Annotated in this window: 20 protein-coding genes; 10 read left to right on the forward strand and 10 right to left on the reverse strand. The window is 42.2% G+C overall.

All coding sequences use genetic code 11. The features are described from left to right. Together EO130_RS14940 and EO130_RS14945 are read left to right on the forward strand one after the other, a co-directional pair. Positions 1–2,355 (forward strand): fibronectin type III domain-containing protein (locus EO130_RS14940; protein WP_206513162.1); only part of this gene is annotated, 2,355 nt, incomplete at its 5' end. Positions 2,356–2,365: 10 nt separating this feature from the next. Continuing rightward, the gene (locus EO130_RS14945) at positions 2,366–3,082 is read left to right on the forward strand and encodes a toxin-antitoxin system YwqK family antitoxin (protein WP_127142343.1); all 717 of its coding nucleotides are present in this window, start codon (positions 2,366–2,368) and stop codon (positions 3,080–3,082) included. Between the two features lie 250 nt (positions 3,083–3,332). On the opposite strand, the gene EO130_RS14950 is transcribed toward EO130_RS14945, so the two are convergent. The 3 genes from EO130_RS14950 to EO130_RS14960 form a co-directional block, all read right to left on the reverse strand. Beyond that, complete coding sequence (locus tag EO130_RS14950; protein ID WP_127142344.1) at positions 3,333–6,530, reverse strand: AsmA-like C-terminal region-containing protein; 3,198 nt, start codon at positions 6,528–6,530, stop codon at positions 3,333–3,335. Positions 6,531–6,775: 245 nt separating this feature from the next. Further along, positions 6,776–7,309: a GNAT family N-acetyltransferase gene (locus EO130_RS14955; protein WP_127142345.1), complete on the reverse strand. Its 534-nt coding sequence runs from the start codon at positions 7,307–7,309 to the stop codon at positions 6,776–6,778. Continuing rightward, entirely contained in the window at positions 7,310–9,106 is a 1,797-nt protein-coding gene (locus EO130_RS14960; protein ID WP_127142347.1) for a M61 family metallopeptidase, read from the reverse strand. A gap of 202 nt (positions 9,107–9,308) precedes the next feature. Between EO130_RS14960 and EO130_RS14965 the strand changes: the two genes are divergently transcribed. Next, on the forward strand, positions 9,309–9,695 hold the full coding sequence (locus tag EO130_RS14965) for a putative signal transducing protein (protein ID WP_127142349.1): 387 nt from the start codon (positions 9,309–9,311) through the stop codon (positions 9,693–9,695). Positions 9,696–9,770: 75 nt separating this feature from the next. Here the strand turns inward: EO130_RS14965 and EO130_RS14970 are convergent, their stop codons facing one another. After that, positions 9,771–11,270 carry an ArnT family glycosyltransferase gene (locus tag EO130_RS14970; protein ID WP_127142351.1) on the reverse strand — a complete coding sequence of 500 codons (1,500 nt, stop codon included), beginning with the start codon at positions 11,268–11,270 and terminating at the stop codon, positions 9,771–9,773. A gap of 71 nt (positions 11,271–11,341) precedes the next feature. Next, positions 11,342–12,838 carry an aminotransferase-like domain-containing protein gene (locus EO130_RS14975; RefSeq protein WP_127142353.1) on the reverse strand — a complete coding sequence of 499 codons (1,497 nt, stop codon included), beginning with the start codon at positions 12,836–12,838 and terminating at the stop codon, positions 11,342–11,344. 86 nt (positions 12,839–12,924) lie between these two features. On the opposite strand from EO130_RS14975, the gene EO130_RS14980 reads away from it, so the two are divergent. Next, on the forward strand, positions 12,925–14,754 hold the full coding sequence (locus EO130_RS14980) for a TonB-dependent receptor plug domain-containing protein (RefSeq protein WP_127142355.1): 1,830 nt from the start codon (positions 12,925–12,927) through the stop codon (positions 14,752–14,754). A 166-nt stretch (positions 14,755–14,920) separates the two neighbouring features. Then, complete coding sequence (locus tag EO130_RS14985) at positions 14,921–15,790, forward strand: cupin-like domain-containing protein (protein WP_127142357.1); 870 nt, start codon at positions 14,921–14,923, stop codon at positions 15,788–15,790. A gap of 2 nt (positions 15,791–15,792) precedes the next feature. On the opposite strand, the gene EO130_RS14990 is transcribed toward EO130_RS14985, so the two are convergent. The 4 genes from EO130_RS14990 to EO130_RS15005 all read right to left on the reverse strand — a co-directional run bounded on the left by EO130_RS14990 (position 15,793) and on the right by EO130_RS15005 (position 20,852). Beyond that, complete coding sequence (locus EO130_RS14990; RefSeq protein ID WP_127142359.1) at positions 15,793–16,278, reverse strand: regulatory protein RecX; 486 nt, start codon at positions 16,276–16,278, stop codon at positions 15,793–15,795. A gap of 4 nt (positions 16,279–16,282) precedes the next feature. Further along, the gene (locus EO130_RS14995; protein WP_127142361.1) at positions 16,283–18,652 is read right to left on the reverse strand and encodes an alpha-L-rhamnosidase-related protein; all 2,370 of its coding nucleotides are present in this window, start codon (positions 18,650–18,652) and stop codon (positions 16,283–16,285) included. 87 nt (positions 18,653–18,739) lie between these two features. Beyond that, entirely contained in the window at positions 18,740–20,290 is a 1,551-nt protein-coding gene (locus EO130_RS15000) for an Rne/Rng family ribonuclease (RefSeq protein WP_127142363.1), read from the reverse strand. A gap of 271 nt (positions 20,291–20,561) precedes the next feature. After that, positions 20,562–20,852: an HU family DNA-binding protein gene (locus EO130_RS15005; protein WP_014032385.1), complete on the reverse strand. Its 291-nt coding sequence runs from the start codon at positions 20,850–20,852 to the stop codon at positions 20,562–20,564. A 124-nt stretch (positions 20,853–20,976) separates the two neighbouring features. On the opposite strand from EO130_RS15005, the gene mutY reads away from it, so the two are divergent. The 4 genes from mutY to gldD are packed head-to-tail and all read left to right on the forward strand — an operon-like array spanning position 20,977 to position 24,379. Further along, positions 20,977–22,014 carry an A/G-specific adenine glycosylase gene (gene mutY / locus EO130_RS15010; protein WP_127142365.1) on the forward strand — a complete coding sequence of 346 codons (1,038 nt, stop codon included), beginning with the start codon at positions 20,977–20,979 and terminating at the stop codon, positions 22,012–22,014. A 23-nt stretch (positions 22,015–22,037) separates the two neighbouring features. Beyond that, positions 22,038–22,496: a single-stranded DNA-binding protein gene (locus EO130_RS15015; protein ID WP_127142370.1), complete on the forward strand. Its 459-nt coding sequence runs from the start codon at positions 22,038–22,040 to the stop codon at positions 22,494–22,496. Between the two features lie 25 nt (positions 22,497–22,521). Then, positions 22,522–23,832, forward strand: a complete 1,311-nt coding sequence (locus EO130_RS15020; RefSeq protein WP_127142372.1) for a gliding motility-associated protein GldE — start codon at positions 22,522–22,524, stop codon at positions 23,830–23,832. Beyond that, complete coding sequence (gene gldD, locus EO130_RS15025) at positions 23,822–24,379, forward strand: gliding motility lipoprotein GldD (protein ID WP_127142374.1); 558 nt, start codon at positions 23,822–23,824, stop codon at positions 24,377–24,379. The genes EO130_RS15020 and gldD overlap by 11 nt, the downstream gene beginning before the upstream one ends. Here the strand turns inward: gldD and EO130_RS15030 are convergent, their stop codons facing one another. After that, positions 24,380–24,814, reverse strand: coding sequence for a hypothetical protein (locus EO130_RS15030; protein ID WP_127142376.1), 435 nt, complete (start codon positions 24,812–24,814; stop codon positions 24,380–24,382). A gap of 216 nt (positions 24,815–25,030) precedes the next feature. Here EO130_RS15030 and EO130_RS15035 point away from each other — a divergent pair, with 216 nt between their 5' ends. Further along, entirely contained in the window at positions 25,031–25,423 is a 393-nt protein-coding gene (locus tag EO130_RS15035) for a hypothetical protein (RefSeq protein WP_127142378.1), read from the forward strand. Positions 25,424–25,465: the final 42 nt, after the last annotated feature.

Raw genomic sequence — 25,465 nt, forward strand, 5'->3', positions numbered from 1 at the left:
GCCCAGATCTTCCCCGTACAGGTCACCCCACAAATTTTGCCGCCCTACAGTTTTCGGTTGTCCGACTACGCTACCAGCACCCGTGAAAAGCTTTTTGTGAACCTATTGCTCACCGATGCTATGGAATCCGGTAGACGTGTGCGCTTACGGATGAACGTGGAAGGCCCCGGAATCAGTTTTCGGACGGTGGACTTTGTGGCGGGCGCCGCGCCCATTGTGCTCAATGGTGGGGTCAACCTGCGGTTGTCCAACTTCGACCTTAGGCCCTACTTTGAGCTGAACAATTTGATCGGCATCAGTCCGCAGCAGTACGGGCAGCAGTTGCCCGAAGGGCAGTACCGTTTCTGCTTTGAGGTGTACGACCAGTTTTCGGGCCAGCGCATCTCCAATAATAGCTGCGCCAATATTTATCTACAGCTCAACGACCCGCCCCTGCTCAACGTTCCCTTTCGCGGCGATGTGGTGACGGCACAGCAGCCGCAGAACCTCATTTTCAACTGGACCCCAAGGCACATCAACGCCGCTGGGGTACAGTACGAGTTCACCCTAAAGGAACTGTGGGACACGGGCATGGACCCGCAGGCCAGTTTTTTTGCCGCACCGCCACTGTACCAGACCACCACCTTTGCCAACACGCTGCACTACGGTCCCGCACAGACGCCCCTTTTGGAGGGCAGGACCTACGGCTGGCAGGTACGCGCCTTTGTGAGCGACGGCTTTACGGAGACCTCCCTGTTCCGTAACAGCGGGATGAGCGAGGTGTACCATTTTACCTACCGTGCCGACTGCCACCCGCCCCGCTTTGTGCTGTCGGAAGCGCAGAACGCGCGAACGGTGCGGATTACCTGGCAAATGGGCGAACAGCTCCGCTATCGGGTACAGTACCGCAAAAAAGGCTATGGCGACGGGGATTGGTTTGGGCTGTGGTCGCGGACGAACGAAGCGATCATACGCAACTTGGAGCCCGGCACCGTTTACGAGTTTAGGGTAGGTGGGGATTGTAGCCCCCTCTTGGTCTCCCCCAAAGGGGGAGAAGGTAGTGGAGACGGAATTTCGTTCTCGCCCATCCACGAGTTTACCACGCCCACCGAGGAAGAGATGGCCTATTACAATTGTGGCATCCCGCCCGAAATTGAGATCGGCAACCAAGAGCCTTTGTTGAACCTTGGGGTGAACGAAGTGTTTACGGCAGGGGATTTTCCGGTTACCGTGGTTGAGGTAAAGGGCAACAATGGTAGGTTTTCGGGACAGGGCTTTATTACTGTGCCTTACTTGGCGAACACCAAAATAGCGGTTGGGTTCACAAACATCACGATAAACACGGATTACGAACTTATTGATGGTATCGTAGAAACACATTATGACCCCACTTGGGGAAATATTGGGGACTTAGATGCATTTGTTGAGGATATTGGGGAGTTGTTCAATGCATTGTTCTCACAAAAAGAAGAATTGTTGGCACAACTTTCAGAGGCCGAAAGCTTTGATGAACAGCAGGGAATCATCTCACAGATCAATGATTTAGAGGTAACCATAGGGCAACAAATAGACCAAATTCCAAATAAGGAAAACCTACCGCAAGAATTACAGGACGAATTGGAAAGTTTAAAACAGGAAGGGGATATTGTTGCTAACTCCACTTTAACTCCCCAAGAAATAGAATCCATTTCAACCGCTGATGCCAAACGAAGGGAGCGGATTAGCGAGATAGCAGCAATTGTGGAGGACGAATTAAGTTCTGAAAAACCTAAATATCAACTATTTGGTGTTAGCATAACCGATGATGTTATGAAGCTAAGTTTTGAAACGGATAATTTCAATTTCATAACGGGATATGGGGAGGATCCTACAGCACTTTACAAAATAAAATATAAAGCATTCTATTCAGCTTTTAAAGGTTTGAGTAGAACCAAACAATTGGAATTGCTTAAAAGGCTGAAAATACCAACTAAGCTAGCTAACAAAATGGCCTCACACCCTATCTCTCCAGCCGCAGCTATAAGCAGTATGACCAGGGCTGAAATGGAAGGATTAAAAGCTCTTCCAATCTTTGGAGATCTTGTGGAAATAATTTTATCAGATTTTGAAAGTGATGCAAGGGCTATTGATAATATGATAAAATGGGATGATGTTAGGCAAGATTTTTATACTATGATAAATTCGGAGACCCTAGAAGATGTAATTATGATTTATACTGATTTCAATCTTTATGAAAAAACAACGATTAATACAACAGAAACAGAAGTTTCGGATTCTAGATTTCCACTATGGGACTACAAATATGTTTATTATGGCAGTCAATATGGAGAAACACTTTATATTTTTGGAAGATATGACAATCCATTAAGACAATAAGGACGTGGTTATGAAAGCATCAATCAAAGTAGGTTTGTTCTTTTTAATTATGGCAATTAGTTGTAATTATAAGAGTGAAAAAACAATTAAAACATATCATCCAAACAATGTTTTAAAACGGAAATATACGGTTGGCCCAAATGGAGTGATGAATGGATTGGACTCTACCTTTCGCATTGACGGGACACTAAGAGAGGTCTGTTTCTGGAAACAAGGTAAATTAACTGATAGTGTAGTGAAATTTGACTATGAAGGCGTTGTTTCAAAAATTGGAAGAATAAGAGATGAAAAACTCACTTTTTATCGAATAGATGGAACAATTGAAAGTGAGGTAATGTTATTGAATGGTTTAAAAAATGGGTTGGAAGTCCAATTTGATATAGATGGAAAAATTATAGGCTTTAAAAGTTACAAGAACAACTTTGAAGATGGGGTGTTGATTCAATTTAATAAAGGTTTGACCCCAAAATACATCAAACAATTAAATGGTAGAGACAAAGCACAAATTTTGACAAGTCACTATGATAATGGTCTATTAAAAACATTAAGGTTATACAACGATGATGAAAATGGTTATAGAATCTTATTTCACTCAAACGGGGTTCTTAAATCAATAAGTCAAATTAGGCATGGTAAAGCACATGGACTAAAATTCTCCTTTACGGCTGATGGAAAGTTTAGTAAGAAAGATAACTATGAGAATGGAGAAATAAAGAATACATTTTAAAAACTCTGAAAGTGGAAGAAATTCTAAAAATTATCATAGAGATCTTGTACGGCTCCAAAAAGATGCTTGCCATATTAGGAATTATAATTATTCTGATTTTTATTGTAATGACATTGCTGAGTGACTAGTTCTTTAGTATGAGTAAGAGGTTTAATGATTAGATTAATAAGGCTCTTTGTAATAAAGGGGTTTAATTACTTGCGAGATGCTCGCATCTAGAGAGCCATCGTAAAGATTGCCGGAATAAGTTTTACTTATCCTTCCCCAAGGAAACTTTATAATCGTCAATATTTCCGTGGATTTTTAAGTTGAGATAGCGTATTTTCTTGGTAGGGTCCACTTCAATGATTTTGTCATCCGTAGGAATGGAGTCCTTATCTTTTTTATTGCCAAACAGTTTATAAACCGCTGCCCTTTTCACCGTTTTCCATGGAATCCTAATGTAATATTCCATATTCTGTTCCATATCTTGGGTGCCAGAAAGTTCCATATGTCCCAAAGTGGATTCAATGGTCATGTCGGGGATGGTCATCTTTCCTTTGGTAATGTCCAAACGATTCTGAAGGGTGTCAAACCGGACATTTCTCAGGTTTTTATCTCCCATATAATCGGATAGCATGAGCATGGGTTTATAATTCACCAAGCGTCCGTTAAGTACTTGAACTTCCATGTGTATTTCCGATTCGTCCAAATCGGGAACCAAATCGGGATAAACCCTTATTTTTCCATTGATTTGCGAAGAGACTTTTCCATGCAAATTTTCTGAGACCAGATGGTCTTGACCAAAGTTTTCAAATTTGAATAACAATTGATCCAAATCCACGTCGCGAAGGGTTAGGTTGGGACTCAAATAAATACGCTTTGGATCACTGCCGTTAAAGTAACCCGACATATTGAACTGTCCACCCGCGGCATCCATGCTCAAGGTATCTACATACACGAAGTGGTCTTTTGTGGTACGTAAACTGGCGTTGATATTTTTAAAATCGATTCGATTACGGATAAAATGGCCCACGCGGACATCAAATTTCATATCGGTAAAAGGCAATTCATAAATATTGAATGCTGTTGCATGCTGCAGCACCGTGCTCGAATCGATTTCTGAGGTGTTTTTTGGTGTGGGAGCTGTGGTGTTGAAGCTAAAAAGCTCATCATAATCGATATAGTCCGCGTTCAATGCTAAACTATTGTCATGTTTTCGGATACTTTGGTCCTCACCTAAAAAGTAGTTGAGGTTCACTTCAAAAACTGTCCTCCCAATTTGGCCGTGCAGGTTTTCGATGACCAACTGTTCGTCCTCGTAATGTATGCGACCGTTGAAATCCTGAAAGCGCATGGGATGTAGGTGCATTTTGGTATCCAATCTATCCACATCCAAGTCAATGGAATGCAATGCGGAATCCTTGTAATGCATGCTTGAATTGATATGCATGGTCAAGTTTTCAAATTCCTCATGGCGATATTCCTCAGGAACATAGTTTTCACCATTGTAGGTAAATAAATCCTCGAGGCGTAGTAGGTCCGAGGCCAAAGTGACATCAAGATCCACGTCGCCGTTGAGCGTGTCCTTCATCCAAAAACGGTAATCGTGGACCAATCCGTTGAAGTGAAAGTCAGAATCGTCAATATAGCCTGTAAAATCCATTATTTTCAAATCTTTGTCATCGATGAGGACGTCAGCATGAAAATCGTGGAATTGGTGGGGATAGTGTTTGAGTTCCGCATATAAGCTATCCACAAAAAATTCGCCTTTGGGCAAATATTCGGTTTCGGTGAAGTTTTTGGCCGATGCAACAAACGAAAAACCGGCACTTAGATCGGTGATTTGTTCATTGATGCCCTTGTTTTCGGTCGCGGAGTAGCCCGTCAACTCGGCAAGGTCGATTCTATTCGATTGTAGCTCTAGATGCACTTTCACAGGTGTTTCTGTATGATGTACAATGGCGGGAAGGTCTGATATGTATCCGGTCATGGAAAGATCGGAATTGCCCATCGAAAGATTGAAGGTGTCCAAGGTAGCTTGCTTGCCCTCCATAATAAGATGCACATCAAGTTGTTTTAGGGGAGCCGGCATATTGGATGACGCAATACTTAAATTGGTTACTTTGAGCTCACTGAAGTACGCCTGATTCAGGTCGCTAAGCGCACTTTCGGGATTGTCCAGGTCTATAACGTCGTGAAAATTCATCTTTAGTGAAACATTCCCCGAAGCATTTTCAATTTCGGTAAGGTTTAAAAACTTGGTCATGAACGCCAAATTAAAATCCACATCCAATTGCACGTCCACCTCAGGTTCTTCGAAGTTTTCGACCCTAATGGAACCCGTAAAATTACCGGACTCTAATTTGGCATTCATATTGGCCAGTGAGAATTTCATGGTTTTTAAACTACGGTCTTTCCCGTTGGTAAAATACCCATTAAACCCCATTTGATTGATGCGCTTTCGCTCCTTGGTGTTTTCAAGAAAGGCTTCGCTGGCACCAAATTCAGCTTCAATAAAGGGCATCTTTCCATTCTTGAGGGGTCCTTGCACTGTCCCATTAAAATAAATGTTCCCTTGATTTTTATAACTTTCCAGCACGGGGATAAGGTCGTCCGGGGCAAAAGCGATGAGCATATCAAAATTGGGTTTGGTTCCCTTTACCCTAAGGTCGATGTTCATGTCGTTTTTGGTCTCAAAGGCACCAGTCAATTCAAAATCACCGTGCTCCATGGTAATGTTGGAAGGCTTTATTTGAAGTAGGCCAGTTTCTTCATCGAAGGAGATATCTGTATTGAGCTCAAAATCCTTATGATGGATATAAGTTGCTTTGCCATTGTTGAATATATTTAGCACGAACTGGGTTTCAACATGGGCTGTAATAAAATCTTCACCCCATTTGAGACCGCCTTCGGCCTTATGGATAAAGGTTTCAATATCCATATTTGTGGCTTCATCCAATTTATGGATGTCCAAGTTTTCCAGTTTGATTTTTTTCAGGTGTATGTTGATAGGCTCGGCTTCTTCGGTTTCGTTGGTACTTTGGAGCGCGTTTTGAAGATTGTTCGTCCCATCGGGGTGTATCACTATATGGAATGTTCCCTCCTTGACCCGAAGTGACTGAATGTCATAGTTTCCCTGAACAATATCCCAAAGATTCAAACCGACATACAGATGGTCCACCTCCATGATCAGCGGTGCATTATCAGCTTTGGTTTCATAAACTTCAAGGTCGTACAACTTCATGGAGATATATGGAAAGTTGCCGAAGAGCGATAATTTGGAATCCGCTACCAAAATGCGCCCTTCGTGTTGTTCATTGAGCGCATTGATATTTTCCTGAATAATTTCTTTTTGTGCCCGGTGGATATAAAGCAACAAAGCCCCAAATAGCAATGTTGGCAATAGGATGGAAAGGACGATCAACCGCAACCAGAACTTTCGCTTTTTTAAAAATATGAATTTCATATTCGCTATACTGTTAATCCTGACCCCATTTTAATTCCAATGAGTATGACTGATGATTAAGCGTTCCGTAAATAAAGGTTGAGGGTTTTTAAAGAGGCTGTTCAAAAAGCGGTAATAGTTGAACTTTATCAGGCTGGCGCTAGAACTGACAGGTAAACTACTCTTTTTAGACGGCCTCACTGGTATAACTCATCTCTGGGGTGAATTATTGCAGTTGAACCGACCTTTTTAATTGTTGCTACGCGTTATCGTGCTAAGATTAAAACACACCATTCCCGTTCACTGGATCTATAGATGGTCAGGGGCTTAAATCCTACAGCTTTGTGTGCAGCCAATGACCTCTTGTTTTTGGCATCCACTTCGGTGATGATTTGATCAAAACCATTCGGCAATTGCTTCTTCATGGTTTGGTACAGCTTTCTAAAAACACCTTGTCCCCGGTGACCTTTGGCCACACATATTTGACCCATTACCATGTAATCGTCTTTGCCTCCAAGAACCTTGTCAATCTCATGGAACATGGGGCGAAGCACTTCAATAGCATCCGCAAATTTGGGGTGCATGCATAGGGCGTAGCCCACCACTTCCTGCTCATCCACGGCAATGAAGTGTCCGCACATATCGTTCATGGCCTTAAGGACATCCAGAGAGTGCTCCACCGTCACAAATCCTTCTTTTTCGCTTTCCGCTTGGCTGATATTTTTGATGAGGTTACGCTGCTGTAGGTCCAGAATCTGTTCCAGTTCCTTTACCGTTTCCGCTTGCTTGTACACCATCATTTACTCCACTTTGAGCCAAGCTTTTCGGTGTTCCAGCACTTGTTTGGATGGTTTTTTACCCTTATCTTCCATCAAACTAAAGACATAATCTGGACTGGGGGTCAAGGTTATTTCGGTGGTTTTTTCTTCTCCAAAACGGGTGAATTTCACCTCTAATGGTTCGCCCAAAGCAAATTGTTTCAAGTAGTCATCAAACGACTGTTCTTCCAGAAAAGGTTCGTTATTGATGCTTAAAATCAAATCACCATTGTCCAACCCGGCTTTGTACGCTGGACTTTCGATTTTCGTGTTCCTGAGAATCATATAACCCGATTTATCAGGACTCATCGAAACATAGGCCCCAAAATAAGGCGAGGCTTTAGGCTGTTCCAAAACCACACCAACGGAGGTCATTAAGTTTTTGTAGTCGGGCATATCACTTTTGTAGATATACTTATTGAAGAAATCGTCGCCAAAAGTTTTGCCTGCATACGCATTCAACGCATCATGTAAATTTTGAATGGTATAGGGAATTTCCGGTTTTCCGTATTTGTTCCAAACCAATTTCATATAATCATCCAAATTGAGTCCTTTTTCGCGAAGCGAAAGATCCAATGCCAAACCTAGAACACTTCCGTAGGAGTAGTATGAAATGAACATATTCTCACGGTTGACTGGATCAACAGACGTAGCAGCATCTACAAAAGGCGCTTGGAAACTCATTTCTATGGGATTAAAAAATTGTCGGGCAGGGGAGTTCCAAACATAATTAAAGGTTCCTGCCAATCCTTCCACGTAGTCTTTCGGTGTGGAAAGTCCTGCTCTGCATAAAATCAAGCCTGTGTAGTAGCTGGTAAAGCCCTCGGCAAACCATAGTGCACCGCTCATATTGGCCTCTTCAAAATCGAAAGGTTCCAAGGTTTTTGGTCGGATGCGCTCCACGTTCCAGGCATGGAAAAACTCGTGGGATACGGTACCGATGTTGCGTTCCATGCCTCCATTGGCCAAGCTGCGTGTACTCGTTAAAATAGTGGAATTTCGATGCTCCATCCCATCGCCAGAGGCATTGGGAATATAGCAAGCCAAAAAGGTGTAGCTTCCATAATCAAAATTGGGCAGTTCGCCATACACCTCTTTCTCGGCCAGCACAACTTTTTTCACTTTTTCAAAATATTCGTCTGCTTCCGCTTTGGTACCGTTATGATGCAGGGCCAGACGAATCGTTTGTCCGTCCACCTCAAAAGAGCGAACCATATAATTGCTGATTTCAGTAGGACTGTCCATAAAATATTGAAGGTTGGGAGCAGTATAGGTGGTCCCAGAAACCAAAGGGAGCTGGGTGGCCACCTTCCAATCCAAATCTTCACGAACGTTAAAGGTTACTTCGATACCCCGTTCGCTTAATTGAGGTGAGAACATAAACGTTGCTGGAATGTTCAGGTGGGCATGGGTTTCATCCACCTGCGAATAAGTACCGTCGCTACGATTGGCAAACAGAATGTAGCTAATGTTGATAGTGCCATCGTGCCCGCTGACCTCCCAAGCGTATGGATTGGGACGTGTGACTTTTAAGGCTTTGCCCTTGCTGTCCGTGGCTTTGAAATCATACACATTCTTAGCAAATTCATGGAGTGCGTAGCGACCTGGAGAGGTGCGGCTCATCCGAAACTCCACGGTATCCTCTGTTAAGTTGGGAAAAGTAGCCTGGATAACAGCCTCGTGGTGAACAGCATTTTTAAAAGAAATTTGATAGGAATTGGTCTGGGCATTTATCACTAGCCCAACAACTAGAGCGAAAAAAGTAAGGGTAAATCTCATTTTTGGCATAGGTTTAAGAGCAACCAAGATACAGTATAATCATCGTAAACGCTATTTTTGTGCAGAGGAGAAGTTTTTGAAAAAGCTGGCGGTTACGTTATCACTTCGATTGACTTTTCCTCTAACCATTATTTGGGAATGGCCATAAATGGATTGCTTGGGCAAAATATGTTGGATTGGCTCAAAAAAAATATATGAAAGCATGAAAACAGAGTTTCACACATTGGGCACATTTGAGTTTCCAGCGGATGCCGTGGTCATTAAGGGAAAGTTGGAAGCAGAAGGCATCCCCGTATTTTTAAGGGACGAGGCCACCATTAATTCCGACCCATTAATCAGTGCGGCCCTTGGTGGGGTAAAGTTGCAAGTGTATTCCACTGATAGGGAACGAGCCAAGGAAATTTTTGATGAGGTTCGGAATTACGCTACGGACGAATTTGGAAATCCCGTCGTCTGCCCAAATTGCAAGGCGACCAAATCCGAGATTTATTACTCGCGCAGCAATGTCTTTTATAAATTGTTTCCCTTCTTTGAACCGAGAAAGTATCAATGCATGAAATGTAATTTTATTACACGTCCGGCTAGATAAAAGTATTTGTGACTAGAATTTCAACAGAGGTAAGGAAAAACAGAAACTTCTGCCATTTTTGCAGATGCTTTATAATCATTCTAATCGTTGGTAGATAAGTCCACGGTCTATCGTGGCTTTCAATTCATAATGTTGGGCCAAGTAAGCATCGATATAGGTGTTGTACTCGACCAATTTCTCATAAAAAATCCGCTTCCCTTTTCTTGCAACCACCAAGTTTGGTTGGATGACCTCCATGATGTATCGTAATTCCTCAAGACCTGATTTGCTGGGATTGTTCATGTAGGGAAACAATTCTTCACGGGCAATATTGCTAGGGTGGGTAGAGGCCGAGGTCGGAGGCAGTTCATCCAGCAACCAGTACCCAATATGATATTCGGTAAAGAAAATATTTTCGGTTTCCAGTTTATGGTCCAAAATGTATTTTGGGACATCTATACCCTCTCCATTGTAAAAGGAGCCCTTTTCCAACTTATTGGAAATGATGTTGCCGTACTCCAGATAGGATTCCATCGGAATCAAAATAAGGAGCAAGATAGCAATAGGGCTAAACTTTTTGGGAATCGCGGGAAGTTTGCTCACGGCCATGCCCAAGGGAATCAAAATAAACGGATATAATTGGATGAGATAGTGTCCGTTCACCTTTCCTGCTTGAACATAGGAAAATAAAATACCGACTACTACTACGGTCAATAACTGTATTCCTTTTGATCTCCAATCCACCAGCTTATAAAAGTAAATTATACTTAATAATAGGGCGATGGTCCCAACATAAGGCAATGTTTTCCATGGCGAATGAAATTTTCCCTCAGAATAGGCCAATGGTGCTTCAAAAATGGATTTCCACCAAACATCCGATATCCCTTGTAGGTAATAAGGGAGCAACGTAAAGAGAATCGTCATCACAAAACCGATGCCCATAAACACGAGATATTTCAAATGTATCCAAAGCCGTTTGGTACGGAACCCGTCCCATTGGTAAAAAATGCCCAAGCTTAAAACGGGATAGGCCATATTGAGCTTGGTCATAACCGACAGCCCCAATAAGAGTCCGGCCGTAAAAAACCATTTGGAGTCCTCTTTTGTGAATAGGATAAAGAGCGCCGCCACAAAAAAGAAGGTGCAAATGTGTTCCGACATAACCCCCTGCAAGCTACCGAACAAACTCTCAAAAAAAACACAGAATACTGCTACCCAAAAAGCGATTTTTTTGGAAGTGATTTTTGAAGCAATACCATAGGTAAACCAAGCGGTAAGTGCTACCAGCAACGAACCAAAAAGGCGAATGGCAAAGAAACTTTTCCCGAAAATTTTAATGATGATGGCAAAATATAAAAAGGTAATGGGCGGCTTAAGGTCCCAGAGCTGCGTGTAGGGCAAATGCCCGTTAACCCAAGATTGTCCCATTAAAATGAAAGTGCTCTCGTCCCGGTCCACGTAATCCCGAAAAAAGAAGGGAAACCGAATAAAAACCGATATCACGACCAAAAAGAAGAAAACAGTTTTCCAATCCAGATCTTGGTAGCGCAAAGAGCGGAATTTTTGAAGCACAGTGGTATTCAAGTTTTTGGTCATTAATTATCGTCCTTGCAATATAGATAAATTTGAATGTTTAGAAAGACCATTTTTAAATGGTCTCTTTTAACTCAAGCAGCAACCAACTGAAGGTACGCTTGTTTTAGCTTTTCTATTACGACTTTAAGTTCCTCTTCGTTTAAATGCCCAAAACCAAAGCGGATGGCACAGGTATTTTTATCTTGATAGAGAATGGTTTTAGGCAAGAATAAATCTAATTGCTCTGCTTTTTCGGCAAGTTTTACTAGTGATATGGGAGTTCTAAATTGTAACCACATGGCAAGCCCTCCAGAAGGTACTTGCCAGTCAAGGATATGGGCAAAGTGCTGCTTTAATAAGCTGCATAAAGCATCTCTGCGTTGTTTGTAGGTTACTATATTTTTTTTCTTGAGTCGGTAAATCTCACCTTCGGATATCAATTCGGAAAGCATTTGTTCCTGTATCAGGTCTCCCTGGGCATCTAATAATTGCAAGTAATTATAGGCTTCGGTAACTACCTGCTCTGGCGCTACAACAAACCCAGTATGGAAACTCGGAAATAAAGACTGTCCCAGTTTGCCCAAGTAAATCATATTCCCATTGGCATCTGCACTGGCCATGGGCAACATGGAAGACCCTTCAAACTGAAAATCATGGTCAAAATCGTCCTCAATTATGGCAAAACCATGGATTTTGGCCAATTCCAATAATTGCAGTCTTCTTTTGGTGCTTAAGGTGGTGGTGGTAGGGTAGTCCCTGTTGGAGCAAACATAAATACAACGAATGTTCTCAGGTATGAAATGTTCGTATATGTACCCAATATCCAATCCCTCCTCATCTATGGGCACGGTTTTTATTTTTGCTCCAGCTTGTTGAAATATCATGTTGGCCACATAATTGCTCAGTTGTCCAACCAGCACCAAATCACCCGGATTAATAAGTACCTGCGAAACGATGTATAGGCTCATTTCCGTACTGCGCGTATTTAATAAATTGGTTGGTTTGATATGAAAGCCCCTAGTGGCATTTAAGTAGTTGCAAAGTTGCGTGCTAAAAACTGAAGGAACCAAGGCACTTGTTCTATTCCATTTGTTGATCAATGGTTTTCGTTTCATTGCAGCGCTATACCACCTAGAAAATTGGTGCACCGGATGTAATCTTAAATCAGGCTTACCATCATTTATGGAATATTTGGCCGTGGTCTCCTCTTTGGTAGATGCTAGATTAAAGGATTGTTGGAATGGGAACCCTGGATTTTTTGGATACTGGTAGGCCTGATTGATGTGCTGGGTATTTGCTTTGATTTTCACCTCGGAACCTTCTGGAACCACCACAAAAGTTCCTTTATTGGGAATAATGTTTACCCATCCTTGCGAGGCCAGTTCATCATAGATGGCCACGGCCGTATTGCGGTGGACGTTCAATAACTCACTTAGAACCCTTGTGCCGGGCAATTTACTGCCTTTTTCCAAATAGCCTCTTTGTATGGCGTTCATGATTTGCTGTGCCACTTGCACATAAACAGGTTGTACAATAGACTTGTCTATGGATACGAGCTGGACCAACAAATCAAAAACCGGACTATTCATTGTTTTAAAAGCGGACTAGTTTAATCGTCCGGAAAGTTAGGACTTTTGCAGCATTAATTGAACAACTTACATTACACGCCCAAATAATGAAGAAGTTAATTTTATTTTCTGCGATTCTACTAGTTGGTGCTTTTCAAGTACAAGCCCAAGAAGACGATGCTGTCATGATGGATTCCTTAAGCGAAGTCGTAGTAACCGCAAACCGGATCAACCTTCCATTTAAGGAAAATTCTAGGACGATAAACATCATAACCTCTAGTCATATTAAAAATAGTGCGGCGGTCAATGTGGCGGACTTATTGCAACAAGTTGCGGGCGTAGATATTAGAAGACGCGGTACAGGGGGTAGCCAAGCAGATTTGTACATACGAGGTGGTGGTTTTGACCAAACCTTAGTATTGATAGATGGCGTTAAAATGGACGACCCGCAAACGGGTCACCATACCATGAACGCGGCTCTGCCATTAGAAGTGATAGAAAGAATAGAAATCATTAAGGGCCCTGCTGCACGGGTTTTTGGACAAAACGCTTTTACCGGAGCCATCAACATCATCACAAAAAAGAGCTTGAATAATTCCGTTTCCTTAAACGTCGAAGCCGGTTCTTTTGATCAATTAAATGCTAGCGTTACTGCGGGAGTGGATAAGGAAAACTCGTCCCATATCATACATGTGGGAAGGGTAACCTCCGAAGGTTACAGAAATAACTCAGATTACGATAATGGCAATTACTTTTTAAAAAGCACTTTTAATAAAAATGCACAGCCTATTGTAATGACAGCTTCTTTCTTGGAGCGCAATTTTGGAGCCGAAAACTTTTACACCACCAATCCTACGTTCAACGAGTACGAAGAAACCCAAAACAGTCTTTTGGCGTTTTCTACCACCTTCAAGAAAAACAACTTAAAAATACAGCCAAGAATCTATTGGAAACGTAATCAAGACTTGTTTCTCTTGAGACGAAACGACCCCAGTTTTTTCAGAAATATGCATATTTCCAATAAGATAGGCATGGAAACCAATGCTTCTTATGCCTCTAAATTGGGAATTACTGGTTTTGGGGTGGAACTTTCTAAAATCTATTTAAGAAGTAATAACCTTGGTAATCGAAACCGGTTCATGACCAACGTGTTTCTAGAGCACCGCTTTAGTGTAGCAGATAACAAGTTGGATATTACTCCCGGCGTAGCATTAACCTATTTTTCAGATTTTAAGTTTCGCGCTTTTCCTGGTTTGGATATAGGGTATAGCCTTACCAATAATTTTAAGGTATATGGGAATATTGGTTACACCTACCGCATACCCACTTATACGGATTTGTTTTATAATGATCCTGTTACCAATGGTAATGCCAATTTGGAACCGGAAGAAGCCTTTGCACAAGAATTGGGCTTAAAGTATACCACGCCCACAATTAATGCCAGTATCGCTGTTTTCAATAGAGACGCTGATAATCTAATAGATTATATCAGAAACGATGTTACCGAGGATGTGTTTGTAGCAACAAACATTACTGAGGTAAACACCAAGGGATTGGAGTTGGATGCTGCTTATAATTTTAAATTTAAGGACTATATCCAAACATTAAGCGTTGGTTATGCGTTTTTGAATGACAATATTTTGGATCAAAACGAAGAACTGTCGCGTTACTCTTTAAATACGCTAAAACACCAATACACCACACGATTGAGTACACAATTGTTCAAAAACGTACGTCAAAATATAATTTACAAATATGCTGAGCGTACTACTGGGCAAACCTATAATGTTTGGGACGCTTCATTGGCGATCAAAGTAAAGCAGGCAGAGTTTACGATTACTGCAAGTAATATTTTCGATGCAGATTACATAGAGTCAGGATTTGTTCCAATGCCCCCGAGTAACGTACTTTTTGGTCTGCGTTATAATTTTAAATAGGCGCAACAATCCATGGGAGACCAAAAGCCCAAACGGTCATAACCCGGACCTAAGGTTGAAGGGAATGAAGCGGTCAAGTAGAAAGGCAAGCTAGTCCCCAAGGATAGGTTTTCGTTACCATTTCAAAACGTTTTCGTAATTTAGCTCTCATTAATTCCTTGAAATTTTGAAGCTGAATCTTGACCAGATACCTCGGGAGAAGACCCTTTCCAAGGAAGAATTTCTCCACAAATATTTCAAGCCTCAAAAACCAGTAGTCATTGAACGGTTTATTGAGGATTGGCCAGCTTATTCTAAATGGAGTTTGGACTACATGAAAGAAATTGCGGGCCACAAGGAAGTTCCATTGTATGATGATCGTCCGGTGAAGCACGATGAAGGCTTTAACGAACCTCATGCTAAAATGAAAATGGAGGACTACGTCGACCTTCTAAAAAGCGGTCCAACCAAATATCGGATATTTCTCTGGAATATTTTAAAGGAAGTCCCCGAACTGCAAAATGATTTTTCTTATCCCAATTTTGGGCTTCGGCTTATGAAAGGACTGCCTATGCTCTTTTTTGGAGGTGAGGACTCCTACACCTTCATGCACTACGATATTGATTTAGCCAATATTTTTCACTTTCATTTTGAAGGAAAGAAGGAGTGCATCCTTTTTTCACAGGAAGAAACTAAGTTTTTGTACAAGGTGCCCCACTCTTTGATTACGAGAGAAGACATTGACTTTGCCAATCCAGATTTGGAACAATGGCCCGCGTTACAACATGCCAAGGGACATGTAACGCGTTTGGAACACGGAAATGTACTGTATATACCCGAAGGGTACTGGCATTATATGAAATATGTGACCCCAGGTTTTTCCATGAGCCTTAGGGCGATTGCCAGAAAACCCAAAAATCTGGGCAGGGCGATCTATAACATCTTCGTGATGCGTCATTTTGATAATTTGATGCGCAAAATCAAAGGGCAGGAATGGATCGATTGGAAAAATGAAAAGGCTGTGGAGCGGACCCAAAAACTATTGCTGCAAGACTGAACTTATTTGACGAGTTCGTTCGCTTTTTCGTAGACCAAGTGACTTTCCCAACCCCGATAGAGCAAATAATCGGCCAATTTTTTCTTTTTTTTGAACCGATTGGTCTCCTTGATCTGTCCCAACCGTTTTTTGGCCAATTCATCAAACGTTTTTAGGTAATCCTCGTTCTGGATTTCTGCGAGGGCACTTTTGATGTTGTACGCGGAAATGTCCCTAAACTTGAGTTCTCGCACAATCCTGTTCGATCCCCATTTTTTTATTTGGAATTTACCCCGGGCAAAGGCCTTGGCAAATCGTTCCTCGTTCAGGTAATTTTCTTGGATCAGATGGCCTACAATCTGGTCGATGGCCTCTGGAATCATGTTCATGGACTTCAATTTGTCCAAGACCTCTTTGTGGCAGCGTTCTTGGTAGGCGCAATAATGTTCCATTTTAGCCGTAGCCTCCTCAACAGAATGATATCTTTTTTGGGATTCGTAAGTTGCCATTTTCCTAGTTTTTGCCAATAACCATGGTTGCTTCGGTAAAGGTAAATACCGTTTTGCCATTTTTGCTTTCGGTTTGGGCATCGCCCTCTTTCGCGGTGTAACCATCATCTGGTAACACAACTTCAATTTTCCAATCGGGTTGTGTTTGTGTGATTTTGATTTGATGGCCGCTTTCGGTTTGACTGTGCCATATCGAGATGACGTTATCCCCAACCGTAATATTTTCTAGGGCAGCGTTGTCCCACTCTTTGGGCAGTTGAGGCTCAATCACTATTGTTTTTTGGTGCGCCATGGGCTTGATGCCGAAAAATTGGTTGACGATTGGAACAGCAAAGGCATAAATGTTCCACGCTTGGGTCATCATCCCATAATCTGGGGAAACTTCGTAAATACTGCCTGGGAGCGCATAACTAAAAGATCGGGACATCCGTTTTAAATAATCCAAAGCTTTATCTGGCCTACCGTAATTATTTTCGGCTACGGCTTGGACACCGGTGGGCAATGTCATTACTGCTCCGGTATAGGAAAACACTTTGCTTCCTTGGAAAGAACCTTCATCCTCCCCAGCGGTCTCATCACGGTCGATTCCTGTAACGAACACACCAAAGGGATTCGTAAATTTTTTAGCGTTGTCCAAGGCCATAATCGCCTTGGTGCTGTCTGCGATTCCCATTTCCATGGGTGTATTGACCACCCAGTTGTGATACAGCACAAATGGTCTTGCCTTGTTGAAAGGATTTTTCAAAATTTCTTCCTTGGTCGCCTCAAGTTCCTCTACGGCCCATGGTTTGTTCAAGGTATCAGCTCTAACCAAGGCATCTTCTATCAATCTGAGGGCCTGTGCATCTGTTCCGATAAAATCAGCGTAGGATGAAAAAGTCTCTGACCAGAATTCGGTGTTGATTTTTTCTGTTAATTCATCCGCAACTTGCTGATATTGCTCGGAGAGTTCAGCTTGGTCAAGTTCCAGGGCCATAAGGGCTGCATCGGAGAAAGCGCGCTGGGTGTAGGAGGCCACATCGATCATTTCGCTGTCCAAACCATGAATTTCCATCATGCCAAAACCATCAGGAAACAAGTTGTTGTCGGCATCATTGGTTTCCAAGAGCCATTTTAGTCCTTTTTGTATGGTTGGAAAGTACTTCTCCAAAAAAGCTTTATCACCGTTCCATTTGTAAATTTCCCATATCAAGGAGGCAAACTGAGGGGTTTCGTTGATGTTGCCTTCGTTAAAGACAACGCCATTGGTGGACATCTCATGTAAAATCCGACCATTGCCGTTTACCGCCATGGAAACGCTGTCCAAAAGCTGGATGGTCTGCTCTACAATATCTTCTTGGCCTACGGCTATGTAGCCCTTTAGGGCGTATTCGCTGTCCACTCCAAACCACCATGGGTAGTCCGCAATCCCTGCACCAATGCCCGTGCCTATCTCAGGAACGGTGCGCACCAACCAATCGCAATTGTACTTGAGCCATTCAAAGGTCTCTTGTAATTGTTTGTCGGGAATGGTCAGTTTGGACTGTTGGGTCAATTGTTCATAGCGAAGTTTTTTCTCCTCTGCCATGGCATGATGGTTGGTCAAAATATCAAGGTAAGTACTAATGGCTTCCTCTTTTGAATGATAGGACCCAGCTACGGAAAAATTTAGAACTGTTTCCGATTTGGCAGGAATTGTAACCGGATAGGTAAGTGAGTTGGAGGTTCCATTGGGTTTACGAATATTGGAAAGGGTTTCAGCATCAACTGGTGCTTGGTCGGATCCAAAGACATTGTACCAAGGATTGATGCTGTCTTTCACCACCCAATACGATTCTTCAGAAGAACCTGAATCTTTGGAGTCGATCATATTGGAGCGTTCTCCCAGCCATGTTGGCCTTAGGTTGGTGTGCCCCACAAAGCTGAGCTTCCCCTCAAAGTTTTCCTCTCCCAAGTTTTTTAGGATAAACTGTATAAAGATTCCCTGTGTACCATCGGGAACAAATTGAATCCGTTCAATGAGCAAATCCTCATTTTCAAAAGAATAGGTATGCTTATTCGCAAATGGATAGTTGGTAAAACTTGAGGCACTGTCCAAAGGGAGTGTATCCTGTTCGGTAGTCAGTTCCACTTCAAAGCCGTCCATCAGTTTGATGGGGTGGTTCCAGATACCTCCCATCTCGCCCTTAATGTGCCAGCCCAATGGCGGAAAGCTACCATCTTGATGGCCTACCATATACACTCGGTCTCCCGCGGTAACATAGGGAGATTCCAAGTAACTTTCTTTGCCCGTGATGTTTGGGGAATCTTTTAAAATACCGGTCAGCGGCTGCTCGATGGGGGTAGAACATGCCAAAATGAATAGACCTGGTATGGCAGAAAGTATTTTTCTCATGGTAGGGATGTTGAATATCAAAAATAGGGTTTTGCCATTAACTGGTAAAAACAAAAAAAGCGACCCTTTTTTGGAGTCGCTTTTTTGTTATGGTCTTATGGTTTTACCGTCTTTATCCTTAAAACGGTATTCTAGGTATGTATAGGCATCCCTAGGTTGGATTTTAATCCATTTCTTGTACATTTTAAACCATTTGGAACGAATGGAAGGGAATCCTTTGGTTAGGTATGCCGCAATGAAGGGATGTATGTTCAATACAATTCCGTTGATTTTGCGGTCCGGTTTAAGGATACGCTCCAAGTCTGCTTGGATCTTATCGATCAACACAATGGGAGCTTCCACTTCGGCACCCGATACGTTCGGGTTTTCCTCACTGGTTTTAATGTTCATTTCGGGACGCACCCTTTGTCTGGTAATTTGGACCAATCCAAATTTACTAGGGGGCAAGATTTTGTGCTTGGCCCTGTCGTCCTTCATTTCATTTCTTAGGTGGTCGAACAATTTGCGTCGATGGTCACCTTTGGTCATATCTATAAAATCTACCACAATGATTCCGCCCATATCGCGCAAGCGTAATTGTCGGGCAATTTCGGTTGCGGCCAATAGGTTGACTTCAAGTGCGGTATCTTCTTGGTTTTTGGCCTTGTTGGAGCGGTTTCCGCTGTTCACGTCGATAACGTGCAATGCTTCAGTATGCTCAATAACAAGGTAAGCCCCGCGGCTCATGGATGCTGTACGGCCAAAGGAGGTCTTGATTTGACGCTCAATCCCGAATTTTTCAAAAATGGGGGCCGGACCGCTGTATTGCTTTACTATGGATTCCTTTTCTGGTGCAATTTCGTGCACATAATCCTTTATTTGATTGTAAAGCGTTTCTTCGTCAACATAAATTCCAGTAAAGGAATCGTTGAACACATCCCTAAGGATGGATGATGCCCTGTTCAGCTCTACCAATACTTTGGAGGGATGGGGCGCTTTGTACAATTTCTTGCACATGTTTGTCCATTTGGAAAACAAGTTCTGTAGATCTTTGTCCAGTTCTGCAACCTTCTTGCCTTCTGCAACGGTACGTATAATAACACCAAAACCTTTGGGCTTAATACTCTTTACTAGACGTATAAGCCTGTCCTTTTCTTCTTTGCTCGCTATTTTTTGGGATACCGAGACTCTGTCGGAAAAAGGTACCATGACCAAGTAGCGACCGGCTATGGAAAGCTCGGAACTGATTCTTGGTCCTTTGGTGGAGATGGGTTCTTTTACAATTTGTACCAATAGTGACTGATTGGCTTTCAACACATCGTTGATACTGCCATTCTTATCAATGTCTTTTTCAGATGGAAAATCTTTTAGGGAGTACTCACGGAGTTTTCCCGTTCTAATTTTTTTGATGAATTTCAACATGGAAGACAGCTGCGGGCCTAGGTCGTGATAGTGCAGGAACGCATCTTTTTCATAACCTACATTGACAAATGCCGCATTTAGGCCTGTAACGGGTTTTCTGATCTTGGCTAGGAAGATATCCCCTACGGAAAAGTTGTTATTGTCTTCTTCTTTGTGTAATTCTACTAATTTTCCATCCTTTAGTAAGGCAAAATCGACTGCATCAGGAGTAGATCTTACGATTAATTCTCTATTCACCTGAATCGATTTTTATTTGTCCCAGAGATTTGTCGGGACAAATGATTAAACAATATATGGAATCGGTCATTTTTCGAACCGATTGAAATTCGTTGTTTGAATCTCTATGTCAAAGAACGTAATAGGGTAAAACGAAAAAGTAGTTGAAACAACTACTTTTTCTTGTGTCGGTTAGCTCTTCTGCGCTTCTTACGCTTGTGCGTCGCTACCTTATGTCTTTTTCTTTTCTTTCCACTTGGCATATGCTCTTGCTTTAGTGTTGTTAATTATATTATTTTACTTGTACGTTGGTCTTAACGCCTTCCACAAATACTTTGGCCGGCTTGAATGCAGGTATATTGTGTGCAGGAATTTTGATGGTAGTGTTCTTAGAGATATTCCTACCTGTTTTTTCCGCTCTGGTCTTGATGATAAAACTACCAAAACCTCTTAAATAAACATTATCGCCATTTTCCAATGATGATTTTACCTCCTCCATAAAGGATTCTACAGTCGCTTGCACGTCTCCTTTTTCGATACCTAGTTTCTCCGAGATCCTAGTTACAATATCCGCTTTCGTCATTTCGTCTTATTAATTTTCTATTTTTTTTCGGCTTGCAAATATAAACATTATAATTAATCTTTCCCTTTAACCCTTTAATTTTAAGTATATAAACTGATACATTTGGGCTTTATTACTTTCAGCCATGAGTTTTGCCCCAAAAATCCTGAATTGGTACCATGAGCATCAGCGCGATCTGCCGTGGAGACAAACCCGTGACCCTTACCGGGTTTGGCTGTCGGAAATTATATTGCAACAAACCCGCGTGGCTCAGGGAATGCCTTATTATTACAACTTTGTGGAGGCTTTTCCAACGGTTTTCGACCTTGCGAATGCACCAGAAGAACAAGTGTTGAAATTATGGCAGGGACTGGGATATTATTCCCGGGCACGTAATTTACATGCCACGGCCAAAATGGTCGTTACAGAATTTGATGGCAATTTCCCCCAAACTTATGATGGGCTTAAATCGCTGAAAGGGGTAGGGGATTATACCGCAAGTGCCATTGCCTCTTTTTGTTTTGATGTTGCCGAACCGGTAGTGGACGGGAATGTGTATCGAGTGCTTTCGCGATATTTTGGAGTGGACATACCGATTAATAGTACCGAAGGCATTAAATATTTTAAGGAATTGGCTAGGGAGGTTATGGATTCGGAAAACATTCGGGACTATAATCAAGGTATCATGGAGTTTGGTGCCATACAGTGTGCTCCCAAAAAACCATACTGCCTGCTTTGTCCGTTGCAGGAAAGTTGCGTTGCCCTAAAGGAAAACAAGGTCGATGTTCTTCCCATAAAACTGAACAAAACCAAGGTCAGAAACCGCTACTTTAATTATTTGGTTTGGTTGGATGGGGACAAGAATACGGTATTGGAACAACGCAGGGGCAAGGGCATTTGGCAGAACTTGTACCAATTTCCACTTATTGAAACCGATAGTGCGATCGGGGATGGGGAATTCGAAGAAAAAATGGAAACGGACCACAAACTTGCTAAAATCGAATCCCTATCCTTATATAATAACGAACCCATTGTGCACAAACTTTCCCATCAACATTTACATACACAGTTTTGGATCCTAAAAACTTCCCATATATTAGAGGAAGGAATACCGTGGAAAAAAATCGATGATTTTCCCGTACCGGTTTTGATAGCTGATTTTATCAAGACATTTAAAATTTAGTACTTTTGACAAATTAAAGAGATATGAGCGGAACATTGAACAAAGTAATGCTGATCGGGCATTTGGGAGACGAAGTGAAAATGCACTATTTTGAAGGAGGAAACTGCATTGGCAGATTTCCTTTGGCCACCAACGAAACCTATACCAATAGGCAGACCGGGGAAAAGGTCACCAATACGGATTGGCATAACATTGTGGTACGTAACAAGGCCGCCGAGATTTGCGAAAAGTACCTTAGTAAAGGAGATAAAGTTTATGTGGAGGGTCGTTTAAAAAATAGGCAGTGGCAAGGAGAGGACGGCAATATGAGGTACACTACCGAAGTACATGTGCAGGATTTTACCTTTTTATCGACCAAAAAGGAAAGTATGGCCAATGCACAGTCATCGGGTTCTTCACCTTCCAATTACCAAGAACCTACGGGTGGTCAAAGTCCGGCCGCACCCATGGATACCGAAGAGGATGATGACCTACCATTCTAAATACAAAGTTTAAAGCAATACTACATTGGATCCCGAGCCCCATAGTTTGGCATTTTACCTTTCCACTTTTAGTGGAGTATTCACCATTAAAATAGTTGTGCTAGTGCTTTTGTTGGCATGTTCTGCCCTTATTTCGGCTGCAGAGGTGGCTCTTTTTGGCCTATCTCAGACCGATGTCAACGAAATGCAGGAGAGCAATTCGTCCCGAAGTAAAATAATTGTGGAGCTTTTGGCAAAGCCCAAAAAGCTTTTGGCCACCATTTTGATTACCAACAATGCCATTAATATTGGGATAGTCCTGCTTTTTAGCTCCATAGGCAATACCATTTTTGCGGAAATCGATGGAACCCTCCGCTTTTTGTTGGAAGTAGTGGTGGCAACCTTTCTGATATTGATGTTTGGTGAAATTCTGCCAAAGATTTACGCGAACCGCAATCGGGTCCAGTTTTCCCAATTGATAGCTGTGCCATTGAAGGTGCTCAATTATATTTTCACTCCCTTGAGCTCACCCATGCGATCGGTGACGCTTTATATGGAAGATAAATTGGGCAAGAAAAAATCCAACCTGAGTATCAACCATCTATCTCAAGCGCTGGAATTGGCTTCCGAAGGAGATACTACCAAAGAGGAGCAGAAGATTTTGGAAGGTATTGTGAACTTTGGAAACACGGATACCAAACAGGTAATGTGCCCACGCATCGATATTTTCGCACTCAACGAAAAAATGAAATTTCCAGAGGTACTGGAAGAGATCAAGGAGAATGGTTATTCACGAATCCCTGTTTTCTCGGAAAATATGGACAATGTGCTTGGGGTGTTGTATGTAAAAGACCTATTGCCCTATATCGAAAGGAAAAATTTTAATTGGATGTCGCTGATCCGCGAGCCCTATTTTGTGCCCGAAAATAAGAAACTGGACGACCTGTTGTTGGAATTTCAGGATAAGAAAAACCATTTGGCCGTGGTGGTGGATGAATATGGGGGAACATCGGGAATCGTTACCTTGGAAGACATCATCGAGGAAATCGTGGGAGACATCAGTGATGAGTTTGATGATGAAGATTTGGTTTTTTCCAAATTGGACGATTATAATTATGTGTTCGATGGCAAAACGGCCCTTAAGGATTTCTACCGCGTGGCCAAAATCGAAGAGGAGAATGAGTTCGAAAGCCAAAAAGGGGAATCCGAGACCATTGCCGGATTTGTGCTGGAAATTTCGGGAAGCTTTCCCAAGATTGGAGAACAAGTGTCGTTTAAGGACTATCTGTTCGTAGTGGAAAGCATGGATAAAAAACGATTAAAACGTATTAAGGTAACTTTGCCACATGAAGCATAAGATATTCTTTTTTATAGCACTCACCGTATTCTCAACGAGTTGTAAGGAGGAGGTACTGCCCAAACCAAAAGCCATGCTCCGATTGGAATATCCAGTGGCAAATTACCAAACCGCTGATGCCGGTTGTGTGTATACCTTCGACCAGAACAGTCTTTCCAATATCAAGGAAAACAAAGATTGTTCACTTGTGCTGGATTATCCGATCATGAAAGGGTCTATTTACCTCACTTATAAGCCTGTCCAAGGAAATTTGGACACCCTACTGGTGGATGCCCAAAAATTGTCGTACGAACATGTGGTGAAGGCCGATAATATTGTGGAGCAACCCTTTATCAACAAAGAAGATGGAGTCTATGGCATGTTCTACGAAGTGAGTGGCAACGCCGCTTCCCAATCACAATTTTATGTGACCGATAGCACCAATCACTTTGTTACAGGTTCGCTGTATTTTTACGCCAAACCGAACTACGACTCCATATTACCGGCAGCCATGTACCTCCAGAACGATATCCGGAAGATCATGGAGAGCCTGCGGTGGAAAGATTGATTACTGTACCGTGTCCTTGGCCAAAAGGGCCTGTGCACGTTCAATACTTCCGTTAATTTTTTCCTTTACTACTTTCACTTTTTCCTCTTCCTCGTCCAGCCATTGTTGCTTTTCTTCGGTAAGCTCCTTGCCGTTCATGATTTCGTCGTGGTTGAACCGATCGCCAAACTCCCTCATCCAATCCATCATGGCAGTGTTGGCGTCCTGTAGATCTTTCATGGCTTCTTCATACTGTTGCCCAACTTCTGTGGTATCTATTTTGGGCCTTAGCTCCCCTACGAGCTTGCCAATAGTTCCCATTTTGGGCATCACCTCGTCGTGGATGGCCATGACCTTTTCCATTTGTGATGGGCCTTCGGGGGCCTTTTTCTCTTCTTTACAGGAGATACCCACCAATAGGCAGGCTAAAGCTAGGTAAGAAATGAATTTTTTCATGCTATTGAATTTAAAACACAAAAATAAACATGAATTGGTTAGTCAAGGGCAAGACAACTTTAATAAATTTTAATAATGAACAATTTTGGCAAGAACTGATGTCAAAAAATAAAAAAAGATATTTTTGTCCTAAAAAACATGGAATGTGACATTTATCACGTTTGGAAATTATAAGAGTATTTACTTTTGCTTTAATTTTAGATCAGTAGGAAAAAAGTGCAGCCAAAACCCCAACATAGGATCATCAAACAGATAACCATTTCCTTGTTGTTCATTGGTATGATGATGATCAGCAACCTACGGTTTTCGTCCATGTATGTCTACTATAGTTTGGATAGGGAAGGCTTCATAGAACAATTGTGCGAGAATAAAGATAGACCAGAGCTTAATTGTGATGGTAAATGTATGTTGGCCCAGATGCTCCGCGCACAGTCGGAAGATGATGAACCCATGCCCATCATCGGATGGGAGGAGGTTTTGGTATTTCTTGTGGATCTGCCCAACTACAGTATGAGTTTTGATGATAATCATGAAAGACATACAGTCCAGTATGTAGACCTATACACCTATCACTACACCCCAAGGCTTATAAAGCCTCCAATGATTTAAGATGCCCCCTAGAACCGGTAGTCAAACCCTGCCGAACATGTC

It is taken from the genome of Flagellimonas marinaquae (assembly GCF_003992675.1).
GTDB lineage: Bacteria > Bacteroidota > Bacteroidia > Flavobacteriales > Flavobacteriaceae > Flagellimonas > Flagellimonas marinaquae.

Excerpts from the sequence above, each read along its gene's own strand:
- EO130_RS14945 (WP_127142343.1), top strand. The coding sequence starts at position 2,366 with ATGAAAGCATCAATCAAAGTAGGTTTGTTCTTTTTAATTATGGCAATT.
- EO130_RS14950 (WP_127142344.1), bottom strand. The coding sequence starts at position 6,530 with ATGAAATTCATATTTTTAAAAAAGCGAAAGTTCTGGTTGCGGTTGATC.
- EO130_RS14955 (WP_127142345.1), bottom strand. The coding sequence starts at position 7,309 with ATGATGGTGTACAAGCAAGCGGAAACGGTAAAGGAACTGGAACAGATT.
- EO130_RS14960 (WP_127142347.1), bottom strand. The coding sequence starts at position 9,106 with ATGAGATTTACCCTTACTTTTTTCGCTCTAGTTGTTGGGCTAGTGATA.
- EO130_RS14965 (WP_127142349.1), top strand. The coding sequence starts at position 9,309 with ATGAAAACAGAGTTTCACACATTGGGCACATTTGAGTTTCCAGCGGAT.
- EO130_RS14970 (WP_127142351.1), bottom strand. The coding sequence starts at position 11,270 with ATGACCAAAAACTTGAATACCACTGTGCTTCAAAAATTCCGCTCTTTG.
- EO130_RS14975 (WP_127142353.1), bottom strand. The coding sequence starts at position 12,838 with ATGAATAGTCCGGTTTTTGATTTGTTGGTCCAGCTCGTATCCATAGAC.
- EO130_RS14980 (WP_127142355.1), top strand. The coding sequence starts at position 12,925 with ATGAAGAAGTTAATTTTATTTTCTGCGATTCTACTAGTTGGTGCTTTT.
- EO130_RS14990 (WP_127142359.1), bottom strand. The coding sequence starts at position 16,278 with ATGGCAACTTACGAATCCCAAAAAAGATATCATTCTGTTGAGGAGGCT.
- EO130_RS14995 (WP_127142361.1), bottom strand. The coding sequence starts at position 18,652 with ATGAGAAAAATACTTTCTGCCATACCAGGTCTATTCATTTTGGCATGT.
- EO130_RS15005 (WP_014032385.1), bottom strand. The coding sequence starts at position 20,852 with ATGACGAAAGCGGATATTGTAACTAGGATCTCGGAGAAACTAGGTATC.
- mutY (WP_127142365.1), top strand. The coding sequence starts at position 20,977 with ATGAGTTTTGCCCCAAAAATCCTGAATTGGTACCATGAGCATCAGCGC.
- EO130_RS15015 (WP_127142370.1), top strand. The coding sequence starts at position 22,038 with ATGAGCGGAACATTGAACAAAGTAATGCTGATCGGGCATTTGGGAGAC.
- gldD (WP_127142374.1), top strand. The coding sequence starts at position 23,822 with ATGAAGCATAAGATATTCTTTTTTATAGCACTCACCGTATTCTCAACG.
- EO130_RS15030 (WP_127142376.1), bottom strand. The coding sequence starts at position 24,814 with ATGAAAAAATTCATTTCTTACCTAGCTTTAGCCTGCCTATTGGTGGGT.